At 38.7% G+C, this 23,483-nt stretch carries 10 protein-coding genes; 2 read left to right on the top strand and 8 right to left on the bottom strand.

Going from position 1 to position 23,483, the window contains the following annotated elements:
* Positions 1-53: 53 nt before the first annotated feature.
* From PCNPT3_RS05045 to PCNPT3_RS05065, 6 genes are all read right to left on the bottom strand, one after another.
* Positions 54-10,088, bottom strand: coding sequence for a DUF11 domain-containing protein (locus tag PCNPT3_RS05045; protein WP_015464789.1), 10,035 nt, complete (start codon positions 10,086-10,088; stop codon positions 54-56).
* A 947-nt stretch (positions 10,089-11,035) separates the two neighbouring features.
* The gene (locus PCNPT3_RS14390; RefSeq protein WP_269571705.1) at positions 11,036-11,170 is read right to left on the bottom strand and encodes a hypothetical protein; all 135 of its coding nucleotides are present in this window, start codon (positions 11,168-11,170) and stop codon (positions 11,036-11,038) included.
* Positions 11,171-11,861: 691 nt separating this feature from the next.
* Positions 11,862-12,503 carry a hypothetical protein gene (locus PCNPT3_RS05050; protein WP_015464790.1) on the bottom strand — a complete coding sequence of 214 codons (642 nt, stop codon included), beginning with the start codon at positions 12,501-12,503 and terminating at the stop codon, positions 11,862-11,864.
* A 295-nt stretch (positions 12,504-12,798) separates the two neighbouring features.
* Positions 12,799-14,019 carry an OFA family MFS transporter gene (locus PCNPT3_RS05055; protein WP_015464791.1) on the bottom strand — a complete coding sequence of 407 codons (1,221 nt, stop codon included), beginning with the start codon at positions 14,017-14,019 and terminating at the stop codon, positions 12,799-12,801.
* Between the two features lie 156 nt (positions 14,020-14,175).
* Positions 14,176-14,904: a LytR/AlgR family response regulator transcription factor gene (locus tag PCNPT3_RS05060; RefSeq protein ID WP_015464792.1), complete on the bottom strand. Its 729-nt coding sequence runs from the start codon at positions 14,902-14,904 to the stop codon at positions 14,176-14,178.
* Positions 14,898-16,535 (bottom strand): LytS/YhcK type 5TM receptor domain-containing protein, encoded by a 1,638-nt coding sequence (locus tag PCNPT3_RS05065; RefSeq protein WP_015464793.1) that lies wholly within the window; start codon positions 16,533-16,535, stop codon positions 14,898-14,900. The genes PCNPT3_RS05060 and PCNPT3_RS05065 overlap by 7 nt, the downstream gene beginning before the upstream one ends.
* 381 nt (positions 16,536-16,916) lie before the next feature.
* Here PCNPT3_RS05065 and PCNPT3_RS05070 point away from each other — a divergent pair, with 381 nt between their 5' ends.
* Positions 16,917-18,941, top strand: coding sequence for a DUF885 domain-containing protein (locus tag PCNPT3_RS05070; protein WP_015464794.1), 2,025 nt, complete (start codon positions 16,917-16,919; stop codon positions 18,939-18,941).
* A gap of 356 nt (positions 18,942-19,297) precedes the next feature.
* On the top strand, positions 19,298-20,290 hold the full coding sequence (locus PCNPT3_RS05075) for a 2-hydroxyacid dehydrogenase (RefSeq protein ID WP_015464795.1): 993 nt from the start codon (positions 19,298-19,300) through the stop codon (positions 20,288-20,290).
* A 41-nt stretch (positions 20,291-20,331) separates the two neighbouring features.
* On the opposite strand, the gene PCNPT3_RS05080 is transcribed toward PCNPT3_RS05075, so the two are convergent.
* Entirely contained in the window at positions 20,332-21,183 is an 852-nt protein-coding gene (locus tag PCNPT3_RS05080; RefSeq protein WP_015464796.1) for a PfkB family carbohydrate kinase, read from the bottom strand.
* Positions 21,184-21,303: 120 nt separating this feature from the next.
* Positions 21,304-23,346, bottom strand: a complete 2,043-nt coding sequence (gene metG, locus PCNPT3_RS05085; protein WP_015464797.1) for a methionine--tRNA ligase — start codon at positions 23,344-23,346, stop codon at positions 21,304-21,306.
* Positions 23,347-23,483 lie beyond the last annotated feature (137 nt).

Raw genomic sequence — 23,483 nt, forward strand, 5'->3', positions numbered from 1 at the left:
TTCATTATCATTCTACTTGATGGAATATTTATCATAAAATCAAAGGCTCTGCATTATTTTTTGTGTACACTAAAATTAAATTTAGTCAGCTTGTTGGGTGAGATCCTAAGCACTTTAGGGTTCTCGCTGATAACGTGCATACCGGTGGGTAAAGAGTCCGTGTCGAGTTTGATTAATGTTTGTGTGCCTTTTTTATTGAGCACCCATTGATCTGGCAAGTGATAACGGCCATATTCATCGGTTTCAATGGTAATACCATCGACGCTTAATAATTTGATCCCCGGAATACCATCTTCATAAAGGCCGATATTTTCAATTTTAATTTCCCATAAGTACGTTTTGCCATCGGCATAAAGACTGCGGGTGATATTAAGGTTTTCAGCCCGGAGCCCTTTCGCTTTGTCGCCACTGTGGTTTATGGTGATGTTATTATCTTTGCTAAAGGTGATATGGCTGCCTGCATTACTGTTGATGCTAAATGCAAAATAATCGGGTGTTAGGGTGTTAAAGCTCACAATAATGGTATTGCTTTGACTCAAGGTGCGATTTTGAGATAACCCCATTAAGCGCGAAATCTTCAGATCATCAATAATGTCATCTTGACTGATCACTTTATTATCGCGGGTGAGGGTGGTTGAGCCACTAATATAAGTGTCTGCAGCTAAATCGACGTGCACGATAATGCCCGTTGCGGTTGCATCTGCTTGATAACCGTCTTGGTTATGATCTTCAAATACTTTACCAATGACAGACGCCGTATCAAATACTTTATCAGGTGCAATTTCAACACTTGCACTGCTTAAATTTGAAACCGTGCTTAATGCGCCACTGGAACGTGTATTAACCACTGCACGTGCATATGCGGTGTTAATGTATTTTCCGAACGTGGTGCCGACTGATGCGCGCAGAAGGTAACGCACACGTACTTTATCGTGCATATTATTGCCAGCACTACTGATCAATAGGTCGCCAATATTAAAGTGTAATACATTGCTGATACTCGGATCGGTATAAGAGATAACATCGTCGCTATTGTCCAAAATGCCATCTTCACCACTGTGCGTTATCTCTGCTGAATCGGGGACATATTGAAAGCCTGATGGGTAGCGATCTTCCAGCACCACGCCCTTAAATTCTGATTCATTGTTGTTTTCAATGAGCACCTCATATTCCACTACTTCGCCCACTTGGATAATATCTTTTAAGGCGCGTTTAGTGACTAATAATTGGCCTTCATTATCCGCGTATTTTTTGACATGGACGCTGACACTTGCTCTTGCCGTTTCACCCGTTGGCGCAAGCGCATTAAAGGTGTTGGTGATATTATCATTTATGCCTTTATTAATACTGCCGATCACTGTTATCAAAAAGGAATTCGTAGCAGACGCTTTTAAGGTTTGTGTGGTATTTAAATCGACGTTATTTTGTGTAGCAATGATTTTTCCACTGGGCATCTCTTTTATGATGGTTATCCAATCTGTAAATAATGGTGTGCCGGCAGCATTTTGTAATGCTGAGATCTCATCGGTTAATAATATTGCAGATGCATCGTTTGAGCCCCGATTATAAGCATTTAACGTATAGGTTAGTTGGAGATCTGTATTGATATATTCTTTTTTATCTGCAATCTTAGTAACCACAAGAACGATACCCGCGGGTTGTAGTAGGGCACTTTCCGTTATCTCATTATTATTTTTAGTCATGTTGGCATTATTAATAATGGGGCCAATGGCATCGGCATTGACTCTGCCTGTTAAGGTAAATTTAATGCGAGCATTGGGCGCTAAGTCGATATTGATATCGAGCGCATCTGCAATATCAACCGTCTCAATAATACTGGTGTCATATTTGTCATTAGAGATCTTGTAACTGATATCAAAATCACTAAATGCGGCTTCTTCTTTTCCCGACAAAGTGTTGACGGTTAATTCATCCATCAAATCAACGATATTAATACCACGTGCAAAGCTATTGGCATTATTGGTTAAGGTTAAGAAGAAACTGGCTTCTTCGTTGGCAGTATAAATGCCTTCTTTGGTGCCATCTGCAACGCTTTTGACAAAGGTAACGTTTTGAATCGCAGGCAGTAAGAAAGCGCTTCGAGATACCGTTAGGTTATTAAACTCTAAACTCGCGTTGTTATTGACTCTTCCCACGGCTTTTTTATTGACCAGACCACTGATGGTGAATTCAACCGTATCATTGGGCGCCAGTGTGATGTTGACATCAAGATCGGCATTATTAGCCTCAAAGTCGCTGATGATGGTTTTAACATCACCGGTTTTACTTTTTATATTCCATGTATCAAATGCCGGCTCTGTCTTGGCATCGATCGTATTAACGCGCAGGCCAGAGATAATGTCTTTAAGTTTAATATCACTCGCGTAACTATTGCTGTCATTTTTTATCGTTAAAATATAATCTGAGGGCTCACCCGGTGTATAAAAAAGAACCGGTGCGCTTTTGGTAAAGATAAGTCCGGGTATACGGGCAATACTTTTAGCTTGTGCGCTTGATGTCTGACCATCAAATTGTACGGTGACTTCATTGATGACATCACCATAAATATCTTCTAATAAGTCCGCACTGGCCGTGATCGTTAATGTGTCATTGGGCGAAATATCAATATAACCATCGATGTCACCTTTATGATTAAGTGGCATAAGGGTATTTCCGGTTGCGGAAATCGCTTGAATTTTTAATGAGTCTGCTTTAAACGCGAGGCTTGTTTTACCGAAAACATTAGCGCTTTCGATTAAAGAGAAAAGGTCGGTGATATGTACATCTTTTGCCCATGCACCTGTTGAGTTTACGATGTTGATGACATAAGTTAATTTATCGCCAGATTCATACTCGCTTTTATCAACTACTTTTGTCACTGTTACATTCGCTTTTTCAGGTCGATATGTTGCAAAGGCGCTTTGCTTTGTTCCCTTATCATCTTCAACGTCAACCGTATTCGTAATGTCGCCCATGGTTTTTGCATTCACTTTTGCCTGGAAATGCAATTTTATTTTTTGATGTGGGGCAATATTATAGCGCGCGTTAAATCCATTGGCGTCGTTCTGTGAGAACAGTTGCTGCGTTAAATTAGTATTATCACCCTCGATAATGATGGTTGGTGTATCCCAGATGTCAAAGACTTGTCCGGGTAACGTTTGGCCCGCAAAATCAGAACGAATAGATGATACAAGATCAGAAATAAGGACATTGGTTAAGTAACCGTCACCGACGTTAGACACTTGTACATCAAAACCAATGACTTCATTGGGTAAATAGGTATCGGTGGCTTTAGTTATTGTTTTTTCTACTTCTAATGTGCCATTAACCGGCACAATATTACCAAAGTCTAATTTGTAGTTACGGCCATTGATGGTCGCTATATTGGTAAATTTACCGATAGCATCACTGCGAATATTTCCTGTGATTTTTATTTCCACTTTCGTAAAATCAGTATCACTACGTGACGCCGCCATTTTTATCTGTGCATTGATGTCTCCTGATAACGGTAATGTACTGATGTCGGTGTATGTTTGTTGACTATCACTGGTGGCATCGGAGATAACGTTGGACTCAATCGTCCAATTTTCGAGTGCTGTTTGTTCTGTTCCGTCTGCGGTTTCGACCAGAAACATTGAAATTGGATCAATCACACTAACAATGGTATTCACCTCCGAGGTATTGGAGATGGTGATACTATAAGTTATTTTTTGACCGGGGATATAAGACTCGGTATCGGAGGTCTTATTAGCGTGAATACTTGCCGTACCTTCGCTGAGCGTGATGGTATTAGAAGGTTTTGAATTGATTTTTGCGGTGTTTAGAATGTCACCCGTTGCGCGTGCAGAAACCGTTCCAAGCATTTCAAAAATTATTTTATCGCCAGGCATAAGATCAAGGCGAGCATCTAAATCGACGCGCCCCTCAAAGTTACCATTAATTGAATAACGTGCATCATCGGGACTTTCAATCACACTGACACTATTGGAGGTAAACGCATTGACGTTATCATTTACTTTAATTTTACTGATAAAATCTTCGATGTGGATATCATTTGCAATGCCGTCACCGTTATTACTCACTATGAGTTGGTATGTGACTTGACCTTCTGGATTATAATTACAGTTTTTACCGGTGCTTGATGGGAAAGTACATGTACCGCTTTCTGCTGTGGTTGATGCGACGCTCTTCTCAAAGCTTATAAGCGCAGGTGCGGGCGGTATTTTCGCTGTTTGAGCATTGTGATTATCGGCATAAGCCACATTCGCATCAATATCGCCTAGCGCATCTTCTCGAATATTGGCTTTGATGAGAAAGATAATATTTTCTTCGGGTGCGATATCGACACCTGCACTTGGATCTAATATTAAATCGGCATTGTTGAGATAATCAAGGGCTAAAGTATCGACCTTACTATCAAGACCGGTTGTGATCACATTGGTGATATTAAAATCAGTAAAGGCACTGACAATGCTGCCTCCAATAACTTCGACGTGCACGCCAGAGATAATATCGCGTAATAAGATATTATCGAACCAAACGGCATTTTTATTATCCACGATCACTTCATAGATAACTTCATCACCGGGCAGGTAATAGTTTTGTGCACTAGTATAAGGGCGCCCGCCAATAGATATTATTTTTTTATCAATACTGACGTCATGTGCAAGTGGTTTTATCGTTGAGCTAGCAAATGTTTTATTATCATATTTTGGACTAATTTTTACATTTTCTAATGTGTCTGGGCGGATGTCGGACTGCATCACAAAGTCTATCCAGCCACCGGCTGCAATGGAAAGGTAAGGCAGGTCGATATCTTTATTATTGCCATCGACGAAGTTGCCAATAGAGGTCATTGATTCATTAGATTGGCTTACTTTTAATGTCCAACTGTCATAAACGGGCGCTTGTGTATTATCAATTTGGCCACTTGTTATTTGTGCCAGTTTAACCTTTAGCTTAGAGAAGGCTTCCGTTAATGCTTTGCCGTATTCAAGGCCTTGTCCTTTATTTTCTAAACGCAGATGATAGACTACTTTTTCACCGTCTATGGTGTGATCATAAATCGTTTTTTCGATGCTTAGGCTATCATCGGTATACGCTTTATGCATTTTTTTAATGTTGGCTAAAAGCATATGTGAGCGTGCGGAGCTACTTTTATAGCGTGAGTCGATAGTGACACTATTAATAAAATCGCCGACCACATTTTCTTTAATGTGCGCTTTAATGGTGTAGGTTAAAAAAGAGTCTCCACTAGAGGCGTTTTTGGCTGCCAGATCAAAATTGGTATTGAGATCATTATCAGCCGAATAACTACCCGCATCTGTAATGCCACTATTATCTTTTTCAGCTGTTATGGTCCAATGATCAAAAGCAGGGCAGGGTGTTGTTTGTCCGTTGCTTAAAGAGTAACAAGCGCTCATCACGCTGCCAATGTCGTCTTTAATTGACAGGTTATCTAAATGTACATCTTGCTCATTACGTAATTTTATCTGATATTCAACATAACCATCGGGTTTATAGCCACCGAGGCCACTGGCTAACTTTGTGACACCATCTGGCTCATAATAGGCAATGATTTCTTTTTTATAAGTGAATTTTTGTGGTGCTGGTTTAGAGATATTACTCACTAGGTTCGCATTTACGGTAAGATTATTGACAATATTACCAATGGCCTTTGGATGTACGGTTGCTTCAATAAAATATTGTAGTTTACTGTCTTTGCCCAGTGAAAAATGTGTGTTGAGATCTTGGTCGTCAGCGTAAGTTCCCGCACTTGAATTCATATCGGCTAGAGAGTCAGTGATTTTGTCGGTAATAGTCCAACCTGATGGGAATGCTTTGTCGTTATTACCATCAATTAAATCGACTGTGATCTTCGATAATTCATCTAAAATTGGAATGTTATAAGCATTACCTCCGCCGGTGTTTTTAACCGTTAAAATATAATTTAATGGCTGATCTGGCAGATAATTTTTTTCTTGTGTTGTTTTAAAGAAGCTTAGGTGAGGAGGTGCCGATTCAACCGTAATACCCCCAATCGTAATATCACCAACAGCGTCATTACGCACTGTGCCAATGACTTGGTAAGTCACCGAGTCACCACTGGCAATATCGATAATGGTGTTAATGTTTTGATTGTTTTCAACGGTGCCATCGCTACGTCCATCGGTTGTACCGTCTCCACCATGCGTGCTGATTTTAGACACATCGACACTAAAGACATCTTTAAACGGATGTTGTGAGCTACCATTCATTAATAAAACGCGTACATCCGTAATATTTTCTTTAACCGTGCGATCATTCGTATAACCTGTTTTAGAGGCATATGTGACGCGGTAAGTCAGGGTGTCGCCTGGGCCATAATATTTATTGGGTTTACCGTTGACCAATAAAACTTTCGTGATACTTAAATGATTGGTCGCTAGGTTAATTTCATGCAGTGACTCTTTTGATAATTGGTTACTGTCCGCATAGTCTTTATAAACAAAGGCGGTATTACTGATGATCCGGCTGAGAGTATTACCCTCTTTCATGCCCACAAAATTATCTTTTACATGCACTTTGATTTTAAATATTTTATTTTCACCCGGGCTTAAGGTTAACTTAATGCCCAAGTTTTTCGCTGGGTAAATAAAATCATCGTTCGTTTTAGGGCCAAAAGATGACTCGCCAGGGAGTTTTATTTGCCAAGAATCAAACGGAGATTGATCTTCTAAATTGGGATAATGTTTATCTTTACTATTTGCGAGTACCCCTTTGATTTCGGTTAGCATATCAGTGACTGTTAAATTTTCTTCAGTAGTCGTCTCACTGTTATTAACAATCATAATTGAGTAGATAAGATCTTCGCCCGGGATCATGCGCGTTTGATCTGCTACTTTCAAAATGGAGACGTTTAATTTACTTAACGCATCTCCCTTGCCCACACTTGCTGTTGAAGAGTGATGTGTATTGTTTAACGGATCATAGATTTTAACCGTATTAGTAATGTTGTCAGCCACATAATCATTTTTTACGATGCCGGTGACGGTATAGGCGACAAAACCGAGTCCACCATAAGTGCCCGTTTTACCATCGGCGGGATCAAGATCAACAACGGTTGCAATATTTTGGCCATTTTGTAGTGTATTTGTGGTATCAAAATTAGAGCCTGTGCGCGGATGTGTATCTGTCTTACCTTCTAAAGTCCAGTTAGGCTCAAAAATATTAAGCGCCGTAATATTATCGGTTACTTGCACATTATTCGCGTAGCCTTGGCCACTATTAAACACATAAATATCAAAAGAAAGCTTCTGTCCGGGTGTAAAATTATCAAAGCTGGTCGTTTTAAGGACGGTCACGCGCGGTGGTTTAGGCGTGATAGAGGCATCTGCGTTGAGCGTGCCATGCGGGCTTTGCATTTCAAGCGTTGCATGGTTAGTAAAAGTCCCCCAAATAATTTTGCTCTCATCAGAGCGGTCAATCTTAGCAATAATAGTGTAGGTTATTTGTATATTGGCAGGGATCTGTATTGTTGTATTTATATTTGTATCATCATCAAAAACGCCCGTACTGGCGGCCGCTATCAGCTTTGCTTGTTGCGCGCTACTAAGACCTGAAGGATCTAACACTTTTACGTCGACGCTTGTTGTCCATGCATTAAAGGCCGGTATTTTGCCTCCTGCATGCAGTATTTCAGCCTCAATATCGGTTAAGGTATCGATTAATTTAACATCGATAGCAAAGCCAGCTTGTTTTTTGTTTTTAATCAATAACTTGTAGGTTACGGTTGTTGAGCCTTTTGAGTAATAGCTATTATTAGTATTATTAAGAAGATCATTTACCTGTGCAGATTTTGCGAAGCTTACGTCCGGATCATAAGGGTAGGCCATACGGTTGGCGGTTAAACTATTATTAATGCGTACATTATTATCGATAGTGCCATTTGCAGTGGCAGTGATATGAACTTTAATGCGATAAGTAATAATGGTATGTGCTTCAATGGAAGCATATACATCAAATTTATCAGGGCTTTGTAGTGTTCCATTGATACCTGTAACGGTGGACTGAGTGGGCGAGCCATCAATATGTTCACTGCTTGCTGTCACTTCCCAAGAGTCATATGCGGGAATTTGAGCACCATTAATATCAGTGACCATGATAGCGCCAAGATCATCAAAAACACGAATATTATCGGCAATGCCATCGCCAGTATTACCCACTTTTACGGTATATATCAAAGTGCTTCCGGGCGCATATTTTTCGATATTAACGTCTTTGATAATCGACAAATTAAAGTCTGGCATATCAAGGCCCGTACCGGTTTCACTGATATTATCATTACAAGCGGGGTCGTTATCGACAATATGGCCAATATTTGTGGTGCTGACGGTAGCGGTCAATTTATATTTGATCTCTTTACCGGGGGCGATATCTACAGAAATTTGTAGGTCGCCCGTTTGAGGTACATTATAAGAAAATTGACCGGGATCACTTCCCTGCGCGCCATTACCCTTGATCACTTCTAATTTCCAACTTGAAAAAGCAGGGCCATCGGGCGCGTTATTTGATTGCTCGCTTTTTATACAGGTTAAGTTGTCCGTCAACTGTAAATTATTCGCAAAATATCTATCAGAGGTGTTTTTGACGCTAATGTTATAAACAATATCCCCCCCTGGAACATACTCGCCTTGCAACGTCGATTTTGTTATTTGTATTTCAGGATCAGTTTCATCAAGAACGGTGGCAGCGATAAGATCTTCTGATATTTTATTCTCATCTTTTTTTATTTCATTACTATCAAATATTCTTGCTGTTACGCCCTTAATATCGCCGATACTCACCGGACTTATGTTGGCACTTATCTCGTATTCTATTTTTTCGCCCGGGTAGATAGAAACCAGATCATCAAATATTTTGTCTGTTTGGGCTCCTGATATTTGTAACTCAGAGGTGGAGTGGCTGCCAATATTGACGACTGAAAAGGCCCAAGTACTATTAACGGGGCCGAGTTGATCGCTGGAGTTATTGTTATTAAGATCTAAATCATTGGCATTATTAGTGATTAAATCAGCAATGTTATGGCGCACATGATATTGGCTGACAATGTTATTACTGGTATTGCTAATGGTCAGTGTCATGCTCATTGCTGAGTCAACATAATATGGGCTACTACTGTTATATTTATGCTGCGTTATTTCCAAGTAGCCAATGGCGGGTGGAATGCTTGATTTTATTGATTTTTTTATGCTTCGATCGGTCTCACTGCTCAGTGAAAGATTAATATCCCCCACTAAATTATCAGTGATGGTCGTTTGTATGGTGTAGGTTAATGTATCGCCAGTGGCAATGATTGCTTTTTCAATCTGCAGATCATCACTACTTAAACTATTACCTACATTACTGTCGGCGTTATTTTTTTTTGCGCTAATACTGACCTGACTAAAAGCGGGGATCGCGGTGCCATCGATACTTTCAACAAGTAAAGACATAAAGTCTTGTTGCAAGGATAAATGCTGAATTTTATCTGAGCCGGTATTTTTAACTTTTAATGTGTAAGTGAGGCTGTTATTAATTTGATATTCACTTTTATCTGCGATTAAGCTAAGCGAATACTTATAAACAGGGGCTTTAACAATGGGAGCATTATTTTGGATATCATCGCTATCTGATGTCACCTTGACGCTGAGAGTATCGATGGGGACTAATAGTTCATCGCTTACCACTGCTGTTACTGTGTAGGTTAACGTGCCATTTGCACGTAACTGCGCGTTACTGACTAATAAGTCGCCACTGCCTACAAAGTCTCCTTTATTTGATAATAAAGAGGCTTGTCCTAAAATTTTACTGCTTACAAAAACGTTTTGATTGTTAGATTGAAGAGATGTGAAGTCTGCATTAACAGAGATATTGCGGATCCGACGACTACTGTTATTTTTAATTTTTATCTGATAAACCAAGGGCGCATTATTTTCATAGGTGCTTTGATCAACTTGAATATCGATAGACAGGTCGCTTGCAAGTGCTTGTAATGAAAATAAACTTAGTATGCAACTTATGAATGTTACAAAGAGAATTCGATATGAATATGAAAATAATTTGATCACAATACGTTTATCCATTTAAGCTGAAAATTTGTTATAAAGGTTTACATACGATTTTTAAAATATTCAAGTTAAAACACCTGTGCTGATATTATCATCGCGTGTTGTAAATTCCATGCTCAACCCGACAGGTGTAGGTAAAGAAATAATAAGAATGAACTTCAATGTTGAATTTATATTTACGAATATAATGGTCTATATTTTTATAGTGTAAACTTTGATAGTCAATATTTTATAAAATAAAAGCACATGGTTCAAGAGGGAATGCCCTGTCCTGATTGTTGTTGTCTTTTTTGTGATCTATATTAGATATTTTTAACGTTAGAGAAAAATAGGCGTTTTTGCACAACAGTGATCTTGGCTACAAAGTTAATCTTTTAGATCTGTGATATTAATTATTTTGAGTGCTTTTATATGCAGAAAAAGGGGGAAGGGGTCAGATTTAAAACTTACTTTTCTTGTTTTTTTAGTGGATTATCGTTATTTAGAACTATTGTTAAGAATCTGCTTGTACAAAAAAGGGATCCGTATTTTTTAGGATCTTTAATCGGTTTTTAGTATCGGACTTTTAGCGGTCGCATTGATTTACTATGCTTGGGTTAAGGGGGAAAAAGAAAAAGAGAGTTGCTAGGAATTGACTTAAATTATTCTTCAGAATACATTTAGAAGGGTATTATTGTGACCTTTTTTTAGACATTTAAACGCCAAAAGTAACAAAGTAATAGTAGCGTATGGTATCTTTATATTAGATGATAAAGTACACTGAATCTTAAGCTTGGTGGCTTATGGTCGGCCATAAATCAGTCAATCGAAATGAGTCGAGCTACATTGCGTATTTTTTTATATTCTCCGTTATATATTTTATATAATATTCACTTTTTAAGTGCAGTTACTTTTGTAAAATATTTTCATCATATCTAAGTGATCTTATCTAATCTTATCTTGGTGTCTTAGCGAGGATTGGGGTTAGATGCATTGATAGCATTCATTACTTGCGGTGTTTCTGTTATTTTTAGCAACGCATATTGACTGCGCCACGCGTGGTCAAATAACGTCTCTAAAACGCTGACGACTCGGCGTTCCATAATAAGGATGTCTTTGAGCTGCTGTTTATCCCCTTTTCATTATTTTATGATATATGGCATTAGTGCACTTTATTCTTTGATGTTTTTATTGAGTAATTTAAATGATAAACTCGTTTAGAGCGGGATATTTGTAAGCTACGTGCGTGGATCAAATAATGGTCAATAAACAGCCCCAAACAACATTAATGGCGTGTCACTTCGCCATGTAAAAATCTTCAGATCCAGATCCAGCGACTAAAATGGTTGCATATGAATATTTCCCCTTCACCCAGTAAATGCTGATAACAAGGCGCACTAATCATAAAACATCATGTAAAAACAGGCTATTGGTAGGTAATAAAAATAAAGAAAAGCCTAAAAAGGTCCCAATTAGCGTTTCCCATAAACGTTGACTCGCTTTAGTTAATACATATCCCATGTAAGACTCGGGGCCCATTACCACAATAATGGTTATCTCTGCGCATCTGGAATACAGAAAATTAAAAATAGGGACAATAAGCAAAGCTATCGCACAAGCAATCACGAGCGTAAAATATGTAATACGCGTTGATGACGAATAACAAAATGAGCGGATAAGCGTATCGGTATCTCTTTAGGAATGGATAAAAGAGCAAGTTGCTCTTTTATCGTATTTTATAAAAAGTAAAAATAAATTTGTATGTTGACTCGCCGTTATTTATAAGCAGGGGAGTTATTCATGGGCATAGAGCGCATCGATTGCACCCTGTTGAATTTGTTTTTCAATCTTTTTCAAACAAACTTGAATTGTCTTAAAGACAAGCGCTAAATTATCGTAACATTGTGCTTCGTTGTGGCCATATGCAAAAAAAGTTAATTGTATTTGTTGGCCTATACCACCACTGTCAATCCCATTACCAAGGGCAAGGTAACAAGTGGGTGATGGAGACACACAAATTGCGCCTGCGGGAAAATCGGTTTGTTCGCGGCTGATGTGCTCTAACAAAGATTGTATTAACCAATCACAACTTTTTTGTTGACAGTTTTCTGCAATATCTCGAAATAAAATCATTAATCGTGCACTACAACGCTTTTGATAAGGGTAGTTTTTATCGGTGTTTTTTTCACAAGCATTAAAAGTGCAATCATTACTTTCGAGTGATGATGTGGCGCCATTGATCCATTCTAATAATTGATAAAATGTTTCTGTAAAAGCCACGCCATTAAAAGGTTGAAAATCTTCTAAATGACTGCGAATTAAATCGGGCTGCGTTTTAAAATCGATATAAATATTGTTAGAGTCATTTTCCATGCTCGTCCATGGGTGAGAGCGTAATGTACTGACATCGAGTTGTTCTGAAAAGAAAGCGTGCACGAGAATACCTTTAACAGAGAAGTGGCTCATTGAGCGTGATAATAAGGTGATCATGGTAACAGTAATCAAGTAAATTAAACACACAGAGCAATATAATTTAATAAAGCCATGTACCTAAACATGATTTATTAGGTCCAGCTTGGAGAAGTGTTCATGCGTCGTAATTGTTAAGGGTGAACCCAATTTTCAAGGGGTGTAACGCAAATCGGGGCTCCAAAGAACACGGTGAACTTATCTTTGTTGTTATTATATCAACATAAAAAGACGACATCTCGTCTTTTTATGTTGATGGTTTTTAATTTAGTACTGGAGTCAGCTGTTCGTTGCTTTGTTTTTTACTTTGGTTGTTACTGTGAGAGGGCAAACGTATGCTTAATGACATCACAAGCGATATTATCAAAAGTACGAGCATGACGTTAAACGTTGCTGCGTAGCCACCAAAAGCTGAAGCGATAATCGAGCCTATTAAGCTGCCAATTCCAAAACCTAAATAAATTAGCCCATAGTTTTGCGTTAAGTTATTAATTCCAAAAAAGTCACTGACTAATGAGGGAAATACAGTGATAGTGCCTCCAAAACTTAAGGCAATACAGGCGATAGCAAAGTAAAAATAAGTACTATTAGTGGGATGTGCAATAAGCGTGGAAACGCCTATCAAACAAATAATGAGCGCGATGGAAACCACGTGAATACTGGCTATTTTATCGGATAAAACGCCTAAAATTAAACGTCCACTTAAATTGGCGACCGCGATGATAGCAACCGATGATGCAGCTGCCACCATAGAGAGATGTACATAATTTTCACCGACATCTTTAGCGACACCTATGACGTATAAACCACTCATACAAACGCTTAAGAAAATAAGGGCTAACATCCAAAATTGAGGAAACTTAACGGCCTCTGCTAAGCTATAATCTTTTACTATATTAGTATTATTTTTAATTTCAACTTTTGGTGCATCGTGCATCATAAGTCCACCAATGACCACCATGATCATCGCGATCATTCCCCAATAAATGAAAGTGCTCTCTAAAGTGCCAGTGCGCAGTAAATACATATTAATAAATTTAAAACCAAGGCTTCCTAATCCATAAGCGCCAATGGCACAGGCAGAAACAAGTCCTTTCCTATTAGGGAAAAATTTAACGGTATTAGAAAGGCACATAAGATAAGCACACCCCCCTGTAAAGCCTACGGATGCACCTGCAAAAATATAAAGTAAGGTTAAATTGGAAGCATAAGCACTTAAAAAGAGACTAAGACCAAATAATAGACCGGCGACGACAGTCACTTTACGAACCCCAAAGCGTGCTTGTAGTTTACCGGCAAGCGATGAGCCTATGGCCAGTGAAATACTCAAAATACCAAAAGAAAAGGCAACATTGCTGACAGATTCCGATAATTTAGTGGCAATGGCAGCATTAAATAAGCTCCAGGTATAAACGGATCCTAGTGCAAATTCAGTCAATATGGTCCCTAAAAGGGTTAAGTAGCGAATTCTATTTGCAGGCATAACATGGATCTCCAATAATGATTAAATACGATAAAAAAACCTATTTTGGATAGGTATATAATCAACATACAGGGAGATTAAAAGAACACAATAGTGTTATAAAACAATAAAATGAAGTGCAAAATGCTGGCGCGAATTGCACTGTAGGGCGATGAATTACAAATTCATTAAGGCTTTAAATGTTTTTAAGTTGCCTCGGCTAACGGGAATTTTTGTTGAGATAGTAGAGAGTTTAAGCATATAAGTGCTATTTACCCAAGGGATGATCTCTTGAATTTTCTGCAGATTGACACAATAGGATCTGTGGACGCGAAAAAAATCGTCATTAGGCAGTCGATTCATTAATTCATTGAGCGTAAAGGGTACTGTAAATTCCCCTTTTTCAGTAAATACATGGGTGATCTTGTCATTAGCAAGGGCATAACAGATATCATTAAAAGGCGTAATAAAAATACGATTATTATGATACAAGTTAAGTGTTTTTGCTGAAAAGGGTAGGGAAACCTCAGCGGAGGGAGAGGACTGCTGCTGACGCTCTAACTTTTGCAGTACGCCCATTACGCGTTGTTCACTTAATGGTTTTAAAAGGTAATCAAATGCCTCTAAAGCAAAAGCATCCACCGCAAAATCCTTACAGGCCGTTGTAAATACAATCTGTGGTTTTTGTGAAAACTGATGAATATTTTTAGCTAATAACATGCCATCGATAGAGGGAATATTAATGTCTAAAAAAACAATATCAACACGCTGAGTTTGTAAAAATTTAAACGCTTCAAGGCCATCTTCAAAACAGGCTTTTATTTTAATTTGGCTGTGTTTTTCGATCAAATAGATGAGTTCTTCTTGAGCAAGGTATTCATCTTCAACTATTAATGCGCTTAACATAGCACCTCTTTATTTAAGTAAAACATCATTTCTGTTCCTGGGTTTAAACGCTTCACATGTAAGCCTTCACCATATAATAAAAGCAAGCGTTGATGTACATTGGTCAAACCAATATGATTTGTTTCGATACTGCCATTGTACAATTTATCGATAACGGATTGTTCAATACCGACGCCAGTATCGGTGATTGTTACCTTGATTTTCGCGCCATGTTTTTTAATTAAAATACAAAGCTTAGCGGGTTTTGTGGAGGGTTGGATCCCATGTAGAATCGCATTTTCGACTAAAGGTTGTAGTAGCAGGCAAGGCACCATGAAATGCACATCATCGATATCAAAGCTGACATTGAGCTTTTTACCAAAACGGGCTTTTTCAATGGCAATATAACTGCGTACTTGCTGTAATGCTTTTTGAATATCAATGAGGTCGGTATCTTGCTCTAAATTATAACGGAGAAAATCAGCAAGTTCGGTAATTAACAGGCGCGCCTGTTCGGGACGAATACGAATTAAGGTTGAAATCGCACTCAGTGCGTTGAATAAAAAATGTGGGTTTATTTTACTTTGTAACGCCGAAAACTCCGCTTGTGAGGCCATCATTTTTAGTTCTTCGACACGAGATATCTCCATCTGCGTTGAAATGAGTTGTGATAAACCAGTCGCCATCTCGCGCAAAGCGGGCTTGATACAATAAGCCTTGCGATAAAATATTTTTAATGTACCACTGACTTTTCCATTTTCCCAAAGCGGGATGATGAGTAGCGAATGAAACGCTTGTGTTTTTAAATTATTACTAATAATTTGTTTGCCGCTGTCAACGGCTTGTTGCGTCATTTTCCCAATTTTACGCTCGCTATTAAAATAATGCTCTGCGCCGACGCCTGTATAAGCAAGTACTCCGAGAGTATCGGTGATGGCGACGACATCAGCTTGTGTTTCTTGGCGAATAATATTGCAGACACTGGTTAATGCTTCTCGGGTGTTTTTTCGAAAATAGGGCAGGGTTTTATTGGCGATATCTAAGGCCAACTTGGCTTGTTTGGCCGCCACTAAATTGGTTTCTTCATCCAAATATTGCACTAACAGTATGAGTATGCCAATGCTCAGAGAGCCTACTATCATCGGGAAACTAATATGTGAAATGATGTTATAAGCAAGGGCTTTATCTGCTGCCAGAAACACAATTAATATCATGGTGGCTATTTCACAAAAGACGGCGCTTAAACACCCCCATAGCGCATAATTTTTTTTAGGAATTTTAAAATAGATAGCTGTCGCTAATAAACCTGCACTCATACTGGTTATCAAACAAGGAAGGGATGTTGGGCCATTAATATCAATTAAATAGCGATGTATACCCGAAATGATACCTGCTGGGATCCCCACCCAAGGACCAAATAATATACCACCACTGATAATGGCAACAATGCGTACATTAACTAAGGATCCGTCTACATCAATACCCGTGTATGTACTAAAGACGGCAAATAAAGTAAATAATAATGACAATAAGGCGGTTTCGATAGGTCGGCGCTGCTGTTTTTGGATGATGTGCTGAAAGGGGCGCGCACGCGTCAGTAAAAAAAGCGCCATTAACATTAAGGATGCTCGTTCAAAAACGCCTAAAAGCATTATAAATTCTTGATGATACACGCGTTATCTCTGCATTTAAAAAAGTGTGTATATTGTATGTGTTGAGTCACTTGAAAGCTAGCTAAGGATTGGCTGTACTTTAATGATTAAAGTAATATTTTTATTAAAAACCAATCGTTTTCCGTCTACTAAAGGTATAAAAGGTGAAATATGTTTTGTCATTTAAGCATGTAATGAATAATGAGACTCACTGCGTTTATTTTTAAATTAAACATAAAATGAAGATCTGTAAAACGTGAACTTAATCGTCTTAAAATATGAAATAGAGCGTGTTATGTCTATTTTTTATACATAAAAATACGTTACTGTCAGCCTGTCTTTTGGTAAAGATAAAATTCTTATAATGTTAAGGAAATAACGATGTTAAAAAACAAGGTAAGTTTAGTCGCTTTAGCAGTCATTGCTGCGAGCGTTATGACAGGATGTTCTAGTAGTTCGTTGAGTACGAAAACAGAAGCGCCCGCGCAGCAAATGCGCAGTATTTTTGATGCTTATAGCACCTCAAAAAGTAATGTAGACACCTCTACATTCGGAATATTAACGGATCAAATGGCGTCAGTGGCACAAAATCTAGATGCGCAATACTTAAATGAGATTAATGCATTAGATAGAAGTTCATTATCGACAGCCGATAAAATTTATTATGATATTTTTGTTTTTGAAAGGAAAATCGCATTACAAGGTGCAGCCTTCCCGAATGCAAGATTTGGTGCCTTTACGATGCCTCTTTCACATTTTAACAATGTATTAGCGGATAATGCCCAAGAAATTGGTGCAACCAAAGGATCCTTAGATGAATATAAGAAAAATCTGAATGAGATCAAAGAATATAGCTCTTGGGTACGTGGTGTTAGCGCTCAATTTGCATTAGGTGAAGTACAAGGCATTGAATTGCCTAAAATTTTAGTGGCACGTTTTATTGAAAGCTTAGATTCTAATTTCACTAAAGATGATTTCCAAATTTTAAAAGCAGGGTTAAAAGATCTTCAAAGCAAACCATTACTTTACCCTAAAGAATTTGTGACAAGCTATGCGGATGCTATTGCGCAATCAGAGCAAGCGTTAGATACCTTTATGACATTCTTACAAACCAAAGCGTTAAAAAGTGCGCGCGGTGAAGGTACAGAAAGTGATAATAATATCGGTTGGGGTGCATTGCCAAATGGTCAAGCTTGGTATAAATGGCACATGGATAGAAACAGTACGACGGGTAAATCTGCTGATGAATTACACAGTATCGGATTGGATTTAGTCGCGAATGCAAAATCAGAAATGATCCGTGTGGCAAAATTTGTGGCTGAGCAAAGAACGTTACCTGTCAAAGCGATGTATAAAGGGGCAAATGACAGTAAAGCAAAACTAAGATCGTTTAACTGGATAGATAAAAATAATGCCGATAAAGTAGATTTGGTTGAATTTTTTGCTTACTTAAATACAGAACAATTCTTTTATGGTCGTGATGGTCAAAACAACCCAGGCGATTTATACAAAGAAAATTGTAAGCAAGCATCACACGTTGCGGCCTGTCAATTTGCATTAAAAGATTATAATAAATTTAAAGTGGATGCGAATAAAGTCGTAAAAGGTTACTTCAATCCGATTAAATCAGAGTATCAAATCGTTCCAACGCCAAAAGCCGATGAAGCTTACGCGGGTGTTGCCTCTAATGAGGGTGAGCTATTTATATTAAATACGCATCCTGGTTTAAGCTTACAAAAATGGAATATCTCTACTTTATTATTACATGAAGCAACACCGGGTCATCACTTCCAATATGCTTATGCATTAGAGTACCCACCGGTTGATAAACCACAGTATCTAAAAGATATTAATTATACGGCTTATGAAGAAGGCTGGGCGCTATATACTGAATGGTTAGGCATTCCTATGGGCATTTACGGTGAGCTAAATAATGACGGCAAACCGACCTTTAAAAATGCAAACGGTATGTGTACTGACGTACAAGATTTTGCCGATTTCCAAGGTGGTATCTACAGTAATACGGCAGAATGTAATGCGTTACAATATTTTGGTAGCTTGAATGAAGCACAACTACGTAATATGCGTTTAGTGGTTGATACTGGTATTCATGCCAAAGGTTGGAGCATTAAAGAAGTTAAACAATATCTACATGCAAACTCTGCATTAGGTACGGGTGATATTAATTCAGAAAGTTATCGTTATGCGGCTTATGTGGGCCAAGCGGTTTCTTATAAATCTGGGTTTATTGTTATTCATGCGCTTGTATTAAAAGCACAAGCAGAATTAGGTGATGCATTTAAATGGGCTGATTTCCATGATCAGATCTTAAAATATGGTGCGCAACCTATGGAAGTATTAGAAGCGTCTATTAATAGCTGGATTGCAGCACAAAGTGAAAAATAAATAGACACTTTTTATCAGCCCGCTAATGGCATTAGGTGTTAGCGGGTTTTTTTATGTGTCCAGAAAAACGTTTTTGAGCTTCCCTTCTATTTAAGTACTTGATTAAATTTTACTTAATATCAAATATTTGTTGAACTCTGTCACAAAAAGTATTATAAAAATTATATCTTATACATTATTCCAATGGAATTAATAAAGCTTCCATGTATTACGCAGGAAAAATTAGCCCGACTAAGGCGTGCGACAGTTGTTCTCTCTTTACAACTCACAACGCAGCGAGGGATAATTTTAATAAGCAAGATGGATCCCTTTTTTTAGTTCTTTTGGTATTAGACGTCACCTTGGAGTTCTTTTACATGAAAATCGCCATGTTCAGTACACGTAGTTATGATATTAACCATTTTGATCCTTTACTTAAGGATCAAACTGAAATGCAGTTTGAATACTTTGATACACAGCTTAATATGCACACCGTACAATTAGCCCAAGGTGCCGATGCCGTGTGTGTGTTTGTAAATGATGATTTATCAGCGCCGGTGTTAAACAAGCTTTGTGAATTAGGTATTAAAATTATTGCACTGCGTTGCGCGGGCTTTAATAATGTTGACCTTTATGTTGCCAAAGAAAACAATATGACAGTGGTGCGTGTGCCTGCCTATTCTCCAGAGGCGGTTGCGGAGCACAGTGTGGCATTAATAATGACGCTTAATCGCCGTATACATAAAGCGTATCAGCGTACTCGTGATGCTAACTTTTCACTTGACGGCTTAGTGGGTTTTAATCTTTTTGGCAAAAGCGTCGGCGTGATTGGTACGGGAAAAATTGGCGTGGCGTTCATTAAAATTCTAAAAGGATTTGGTTGTCATGTTTTAGCTTATGATCCGTACCCCTCTGATTTTGCAAAACAGGCTGGCGCGGACTATGTTGAACTCGATGAACTTTTCAAACGCAGTGATATTATCAGTTTGCATTGCCCGTTAACCGACTCTAACCATCACTTAATGGATCGTAACTCTTTTGCTAAAATGAAAGATGGCGTGATGCTTATCAATACCAGTCGCGGTGGCTTATTAAATGCAGATGACGCGATTCAAGCGCTTAAAAGTGGGCGTATCGGATCATTAGGCTTAGATGTTTATGAGGAAGAAGAGTTACTGTTTTTTGGCGACCACTCTAATGAAACGATCACAGATGATACTTTCCGCCGTTTATCTGCCTGCCATAATGTTATTTTCACTGGCCATCAAGCGTTCCTTACGACAGAAGCATTAAGTAACATCGCCGAGGTAACTTTGCTGAATTTATCACAGGCGGATCAAGGCCTACAAACAGAAAATGATGTTTTATAAGTGATAAATAAAGCGTGTAAACGCTTTATTTAAGGAGGGCATCAACGCATGCATTGAATATAATGCTGCAGACGCTCTCCGGGTACTGAGCTTTGCGTAGAGACGGCAATTGCTGACCACTGCGCGCCTTGGCTCATTGCCTGTAATATATCATCACCTTGCAATAATGCGTCAATCACACCGGCAGCAAAAGCATCTCCCGCACCGGTTGTATCAATCACTTCTGCTTTTATGGCCGCAATATGTTGAATGTGTGTTGCGTTATAAACATGTGCGCCTTTTTCGCCATCGGTGACAATAAAATAACGTAACTCAGGGCCTGCTATTTTCTGTGCAAATTGCCAAAATGCGGAGGTATCCTCTTGCTGTTTATTGAGATCCGATAAGGATGCAATCAAAATATGGCAAGGTCTTACACTGGCATCTTTTGGGAGTTGTGCAACCACTAAACAGGTGTTTAATGCTTCAGCGCTCCATGATGCAGCGCCGAGCGCAGATGAATTAATATAGAGCGCTTGCCACTGCGTAAAATCAGGTGCATGCCCTAGTGTAAATGTGGGGCGTTGCGGGCGAATAATCGTTCGCTCTGCATCAGGGGTCATCAGTAATAATAGCTCTGGGGTGGCCAAATCATTACGCTGTAATAAATGACAATCTAGGCCCCGTAAACTTGCTTCTGCCAATAGCCAATCTGCTGTTTCATCATTACCAATTTGACTGACCAAGGTGACCCTGTGATCTGCAAAAAGCAGCCCCATACCCGTATTCGCACCACCTCCACCTAAACGTCTTCCCATATCTTGGTAGTGATGGCGTCCGCCTGTTGTTAGGGGGCTGTCGAGTTGTAAAATACGATCGCAGTTAAGATTTGCGATAAGTAAAATATTGGCCATTGCACCGTTCCTATTTTATAAAATGTGAACATTAAAATATTAATACAATAAAAAAGTCAGTGTATGCATAACATAACACTGACTTTTAAATTTAAAGTAAACCTTGTTTACTAAATATTATTAGATAATACGTTGTCCGGGTTGCGCGCCATCATCAGGTGTTAATAAATAGATGTCTTTACCGCCGGGACCTGCTGCGAGTACCATGCCTTCAGATAAACCAAATTTCATTTGGCGTGGTTTTAGGTTGGCAACCATGACTGTCAGTTTTCCTTCTAAATCTTCAGGGTTACATGCTGATTTGATACCTGAAAAAACAGTACGCGTTTCAGTGCCTAAATCTAAAGTAAGTTTCAGTAATTTATTCGCCTTCGGTACGTGCTCCGCTTTAATGATGCGGGCAACGCGTAAATCGACTTTAGCAAAGGTATCAAAATCAATCTCAGCACATAAAGGCTCTTTTTCTAACTCAGATTGTGCGCTCTCATCTACTTTAGCAACGGCCGCTATTTCAATGTTTTCTTTAGAGGCGTCTACCATCGCGTCTACTTTTTTGATGTCGATGCGCTGGAAAAGGGCTTTGAATTTATTGATTTTATGGCCAGAAAGTGGTGTTTTAATCACTTCCCAATCTAGCGTTTCTGCCAAAAACTCTTCACTACGAGCGGTCAATTTTGGCATGACAGGTTTTAAATAAGTCATTAGAACGCGGAACAAGTTAATACCCATAGAGCATATTTCTTGCACTTCAATGTCTTTATCTGCCTCTTTTGCCAATGCCCAAGGTGCTTTCTCATCAATATATTTATTCGCTTTGTCAGCTAATGCCATGATCTCACGAATAGCGCGTGCAAACTCTCGTTTTTCAAAGAGAGAGGCAATAGACTCGCCAGCATCAATAAACTCTTGATACAATGCGGGCTCTGCAATTTTGACAGATAGCTCACCGTTGTATTTTTTAGCGATGAAGCCTGCTGTACGTGAGGCTAAGTTTACTAATTTATTGACCACATCAGAATTTACGCGTTGCATAAAGTCATCTAAATTTAAGTCTAAATCATCAATTTTACTGGTTAATTTAGCTGCATAATAATAACGTAGGCATTCAGGATCTAAATGCTCAAGATAGGTGCTAGCTTTAATAAAGGTGCCTTTAGATTTTGACATTTTTGCACCGTTGACCGTGACATAACCATGTACGTGAACGGCGGTAGGTTTTCTAAAGCCACTGCCTTCAAGCACTGCAGGCCAAAATAGGCTGTGGAAATTGACGATATCTTTACCGATAAAGTGGTACAACTCAGTGCTACTGTTTTTGTTCCAGTATTCATCAAAGTCCAGATCATCACGGCGATCACAAAGATTTTTAAAGCTTCCCATGTAACCAATCGGCGCATCTAGCCAAACATAAAAATATTTACCCGGTGCATTTGGGATCTCAAAACCAAAGTATGGGGCATCGCGAGTGATATCCCATTGTTTTAAACCAAATTCAAACCATTCTGCGACTTTATTCGCCATTTCAATTTGGAGAGCTCCAGAGCGTGTCCATGTTTTTAGCATGTCTTCAAATTGTGGTAAGTCGAAGAAAAAATGCTCTGTTTCTTTCATTATCGGTGTTGCACCTGAAACAGCCGATTTAGGGTTGATCATTTCAGTGGGGCTATATGTTGCGCCACAACTGTCACAGTTATCACCGTATTGATCTTCAGATTTACATTTAGGGCAGGTGCCTTTTACAAAGCGATCCGGTAAAAACATCTCTTTTTCAGGATCGAAAAGTTGCTCAATCGTTTTTGTTTTAATAAAACCATTTTTATGCAATGTATTATAAATATGAGTGGAAAGCGTTTTATTTTCTTCAGAGTGTGTGGAATGATAATTATCAAAACTAATATCAAAATCATTAAAATCTTTAATGTGTAATGCTTTGATCTCACTGATCATTTGCTCTGGTGTAATGCCCATTGCATTGGCTTTAAGCATGATCGGTGTGCCATGTGCATCATCAGCACAGATAAAACTTACGTTATTGCCACGTAAACGCTGAAAACGAACCCAGATATCTGCTTGGACATGCTCTAACATATGCCCTAAATGAATGGGACCATTCGCGTAGGGGAGGGCGCAGGTCACAAGGATTTTACGATCTTGATTTTGCATTTTATATATAATTCCTTTGCAGTTATCTAAAAATTTTTAAAGTGTAATTCTACCCAATTACGGCCACAAATCCCACTCTTAAATTAAGGATGAAATGATAAGAGGGTTTGTTACACTCTCTGCATCTGTTTTTTATT

Source organism: Psychromonas sp. CNPT3 (genome assembly GCF_000153405.2).
GTDB lineage: Bacteria > Pseudomonadota > Gammaproteobacteria > Enterobacterales > Psychromonadaceae > Psychromonas.

Coding starts and splice junctions, on each gene's coding strand:
- PCNPT3_RS05075 (WP_015464795.1), top strand. CDS start 19,298: ATGAAAATCGCCATGTTCAGTACACGTAGTTATGATATTAACCATTTT.
- PCNPT3_RS05065 (WP_015464793.1), bottom strand. CDS start 16,535: ATGCTTTTAGGCGTTTTTGAACGAGCATCCTTAATGTTAATGGCGCTT.
- PCNPT3_RS05060 (WP_015464792.1), bottom strand. CDS start 14,904: ATGTTAAGCGCATTAATAGTTGAAGATGAATACCTTGCTCAAGAAGAA.
- PCNPT3_RS05070 (WP_015464794.1), top strand. CDS start 16,917: ATGTTAAAAAACAAGGTAAGTTTAGTCGCTTTAGCAGTCATTGCTGCG.
- PCNPT3_RS14390 (WP_269571705.1), bottom strand. CDS start 11,170: ATGGAACGCCGAGTCGTCAGCGTTTTAGAGACGTTATTTGACCACGCG.
- PCNPT3_RS05055 (WP_015464791.1), bottom strand. CDS start 14,019: ATGCCTGCAAATAGAATTCGCTACTTAACCCTTTTAGGGACCATATTG.
- metG (WP_015464797.1), bottom strand. CDS start 23,346: ATGCAAAATCAAGATCGTAAAATCCTTGTGACCTGCGCCCTCCCCTAC.
- PCNPT3_RS05080 (WP_015464796.1), bottom strand. CDS start 21,183: ATGGCCAATATTTTACTTATCGCAAATCTTAACTGCGATCGTATTTTA.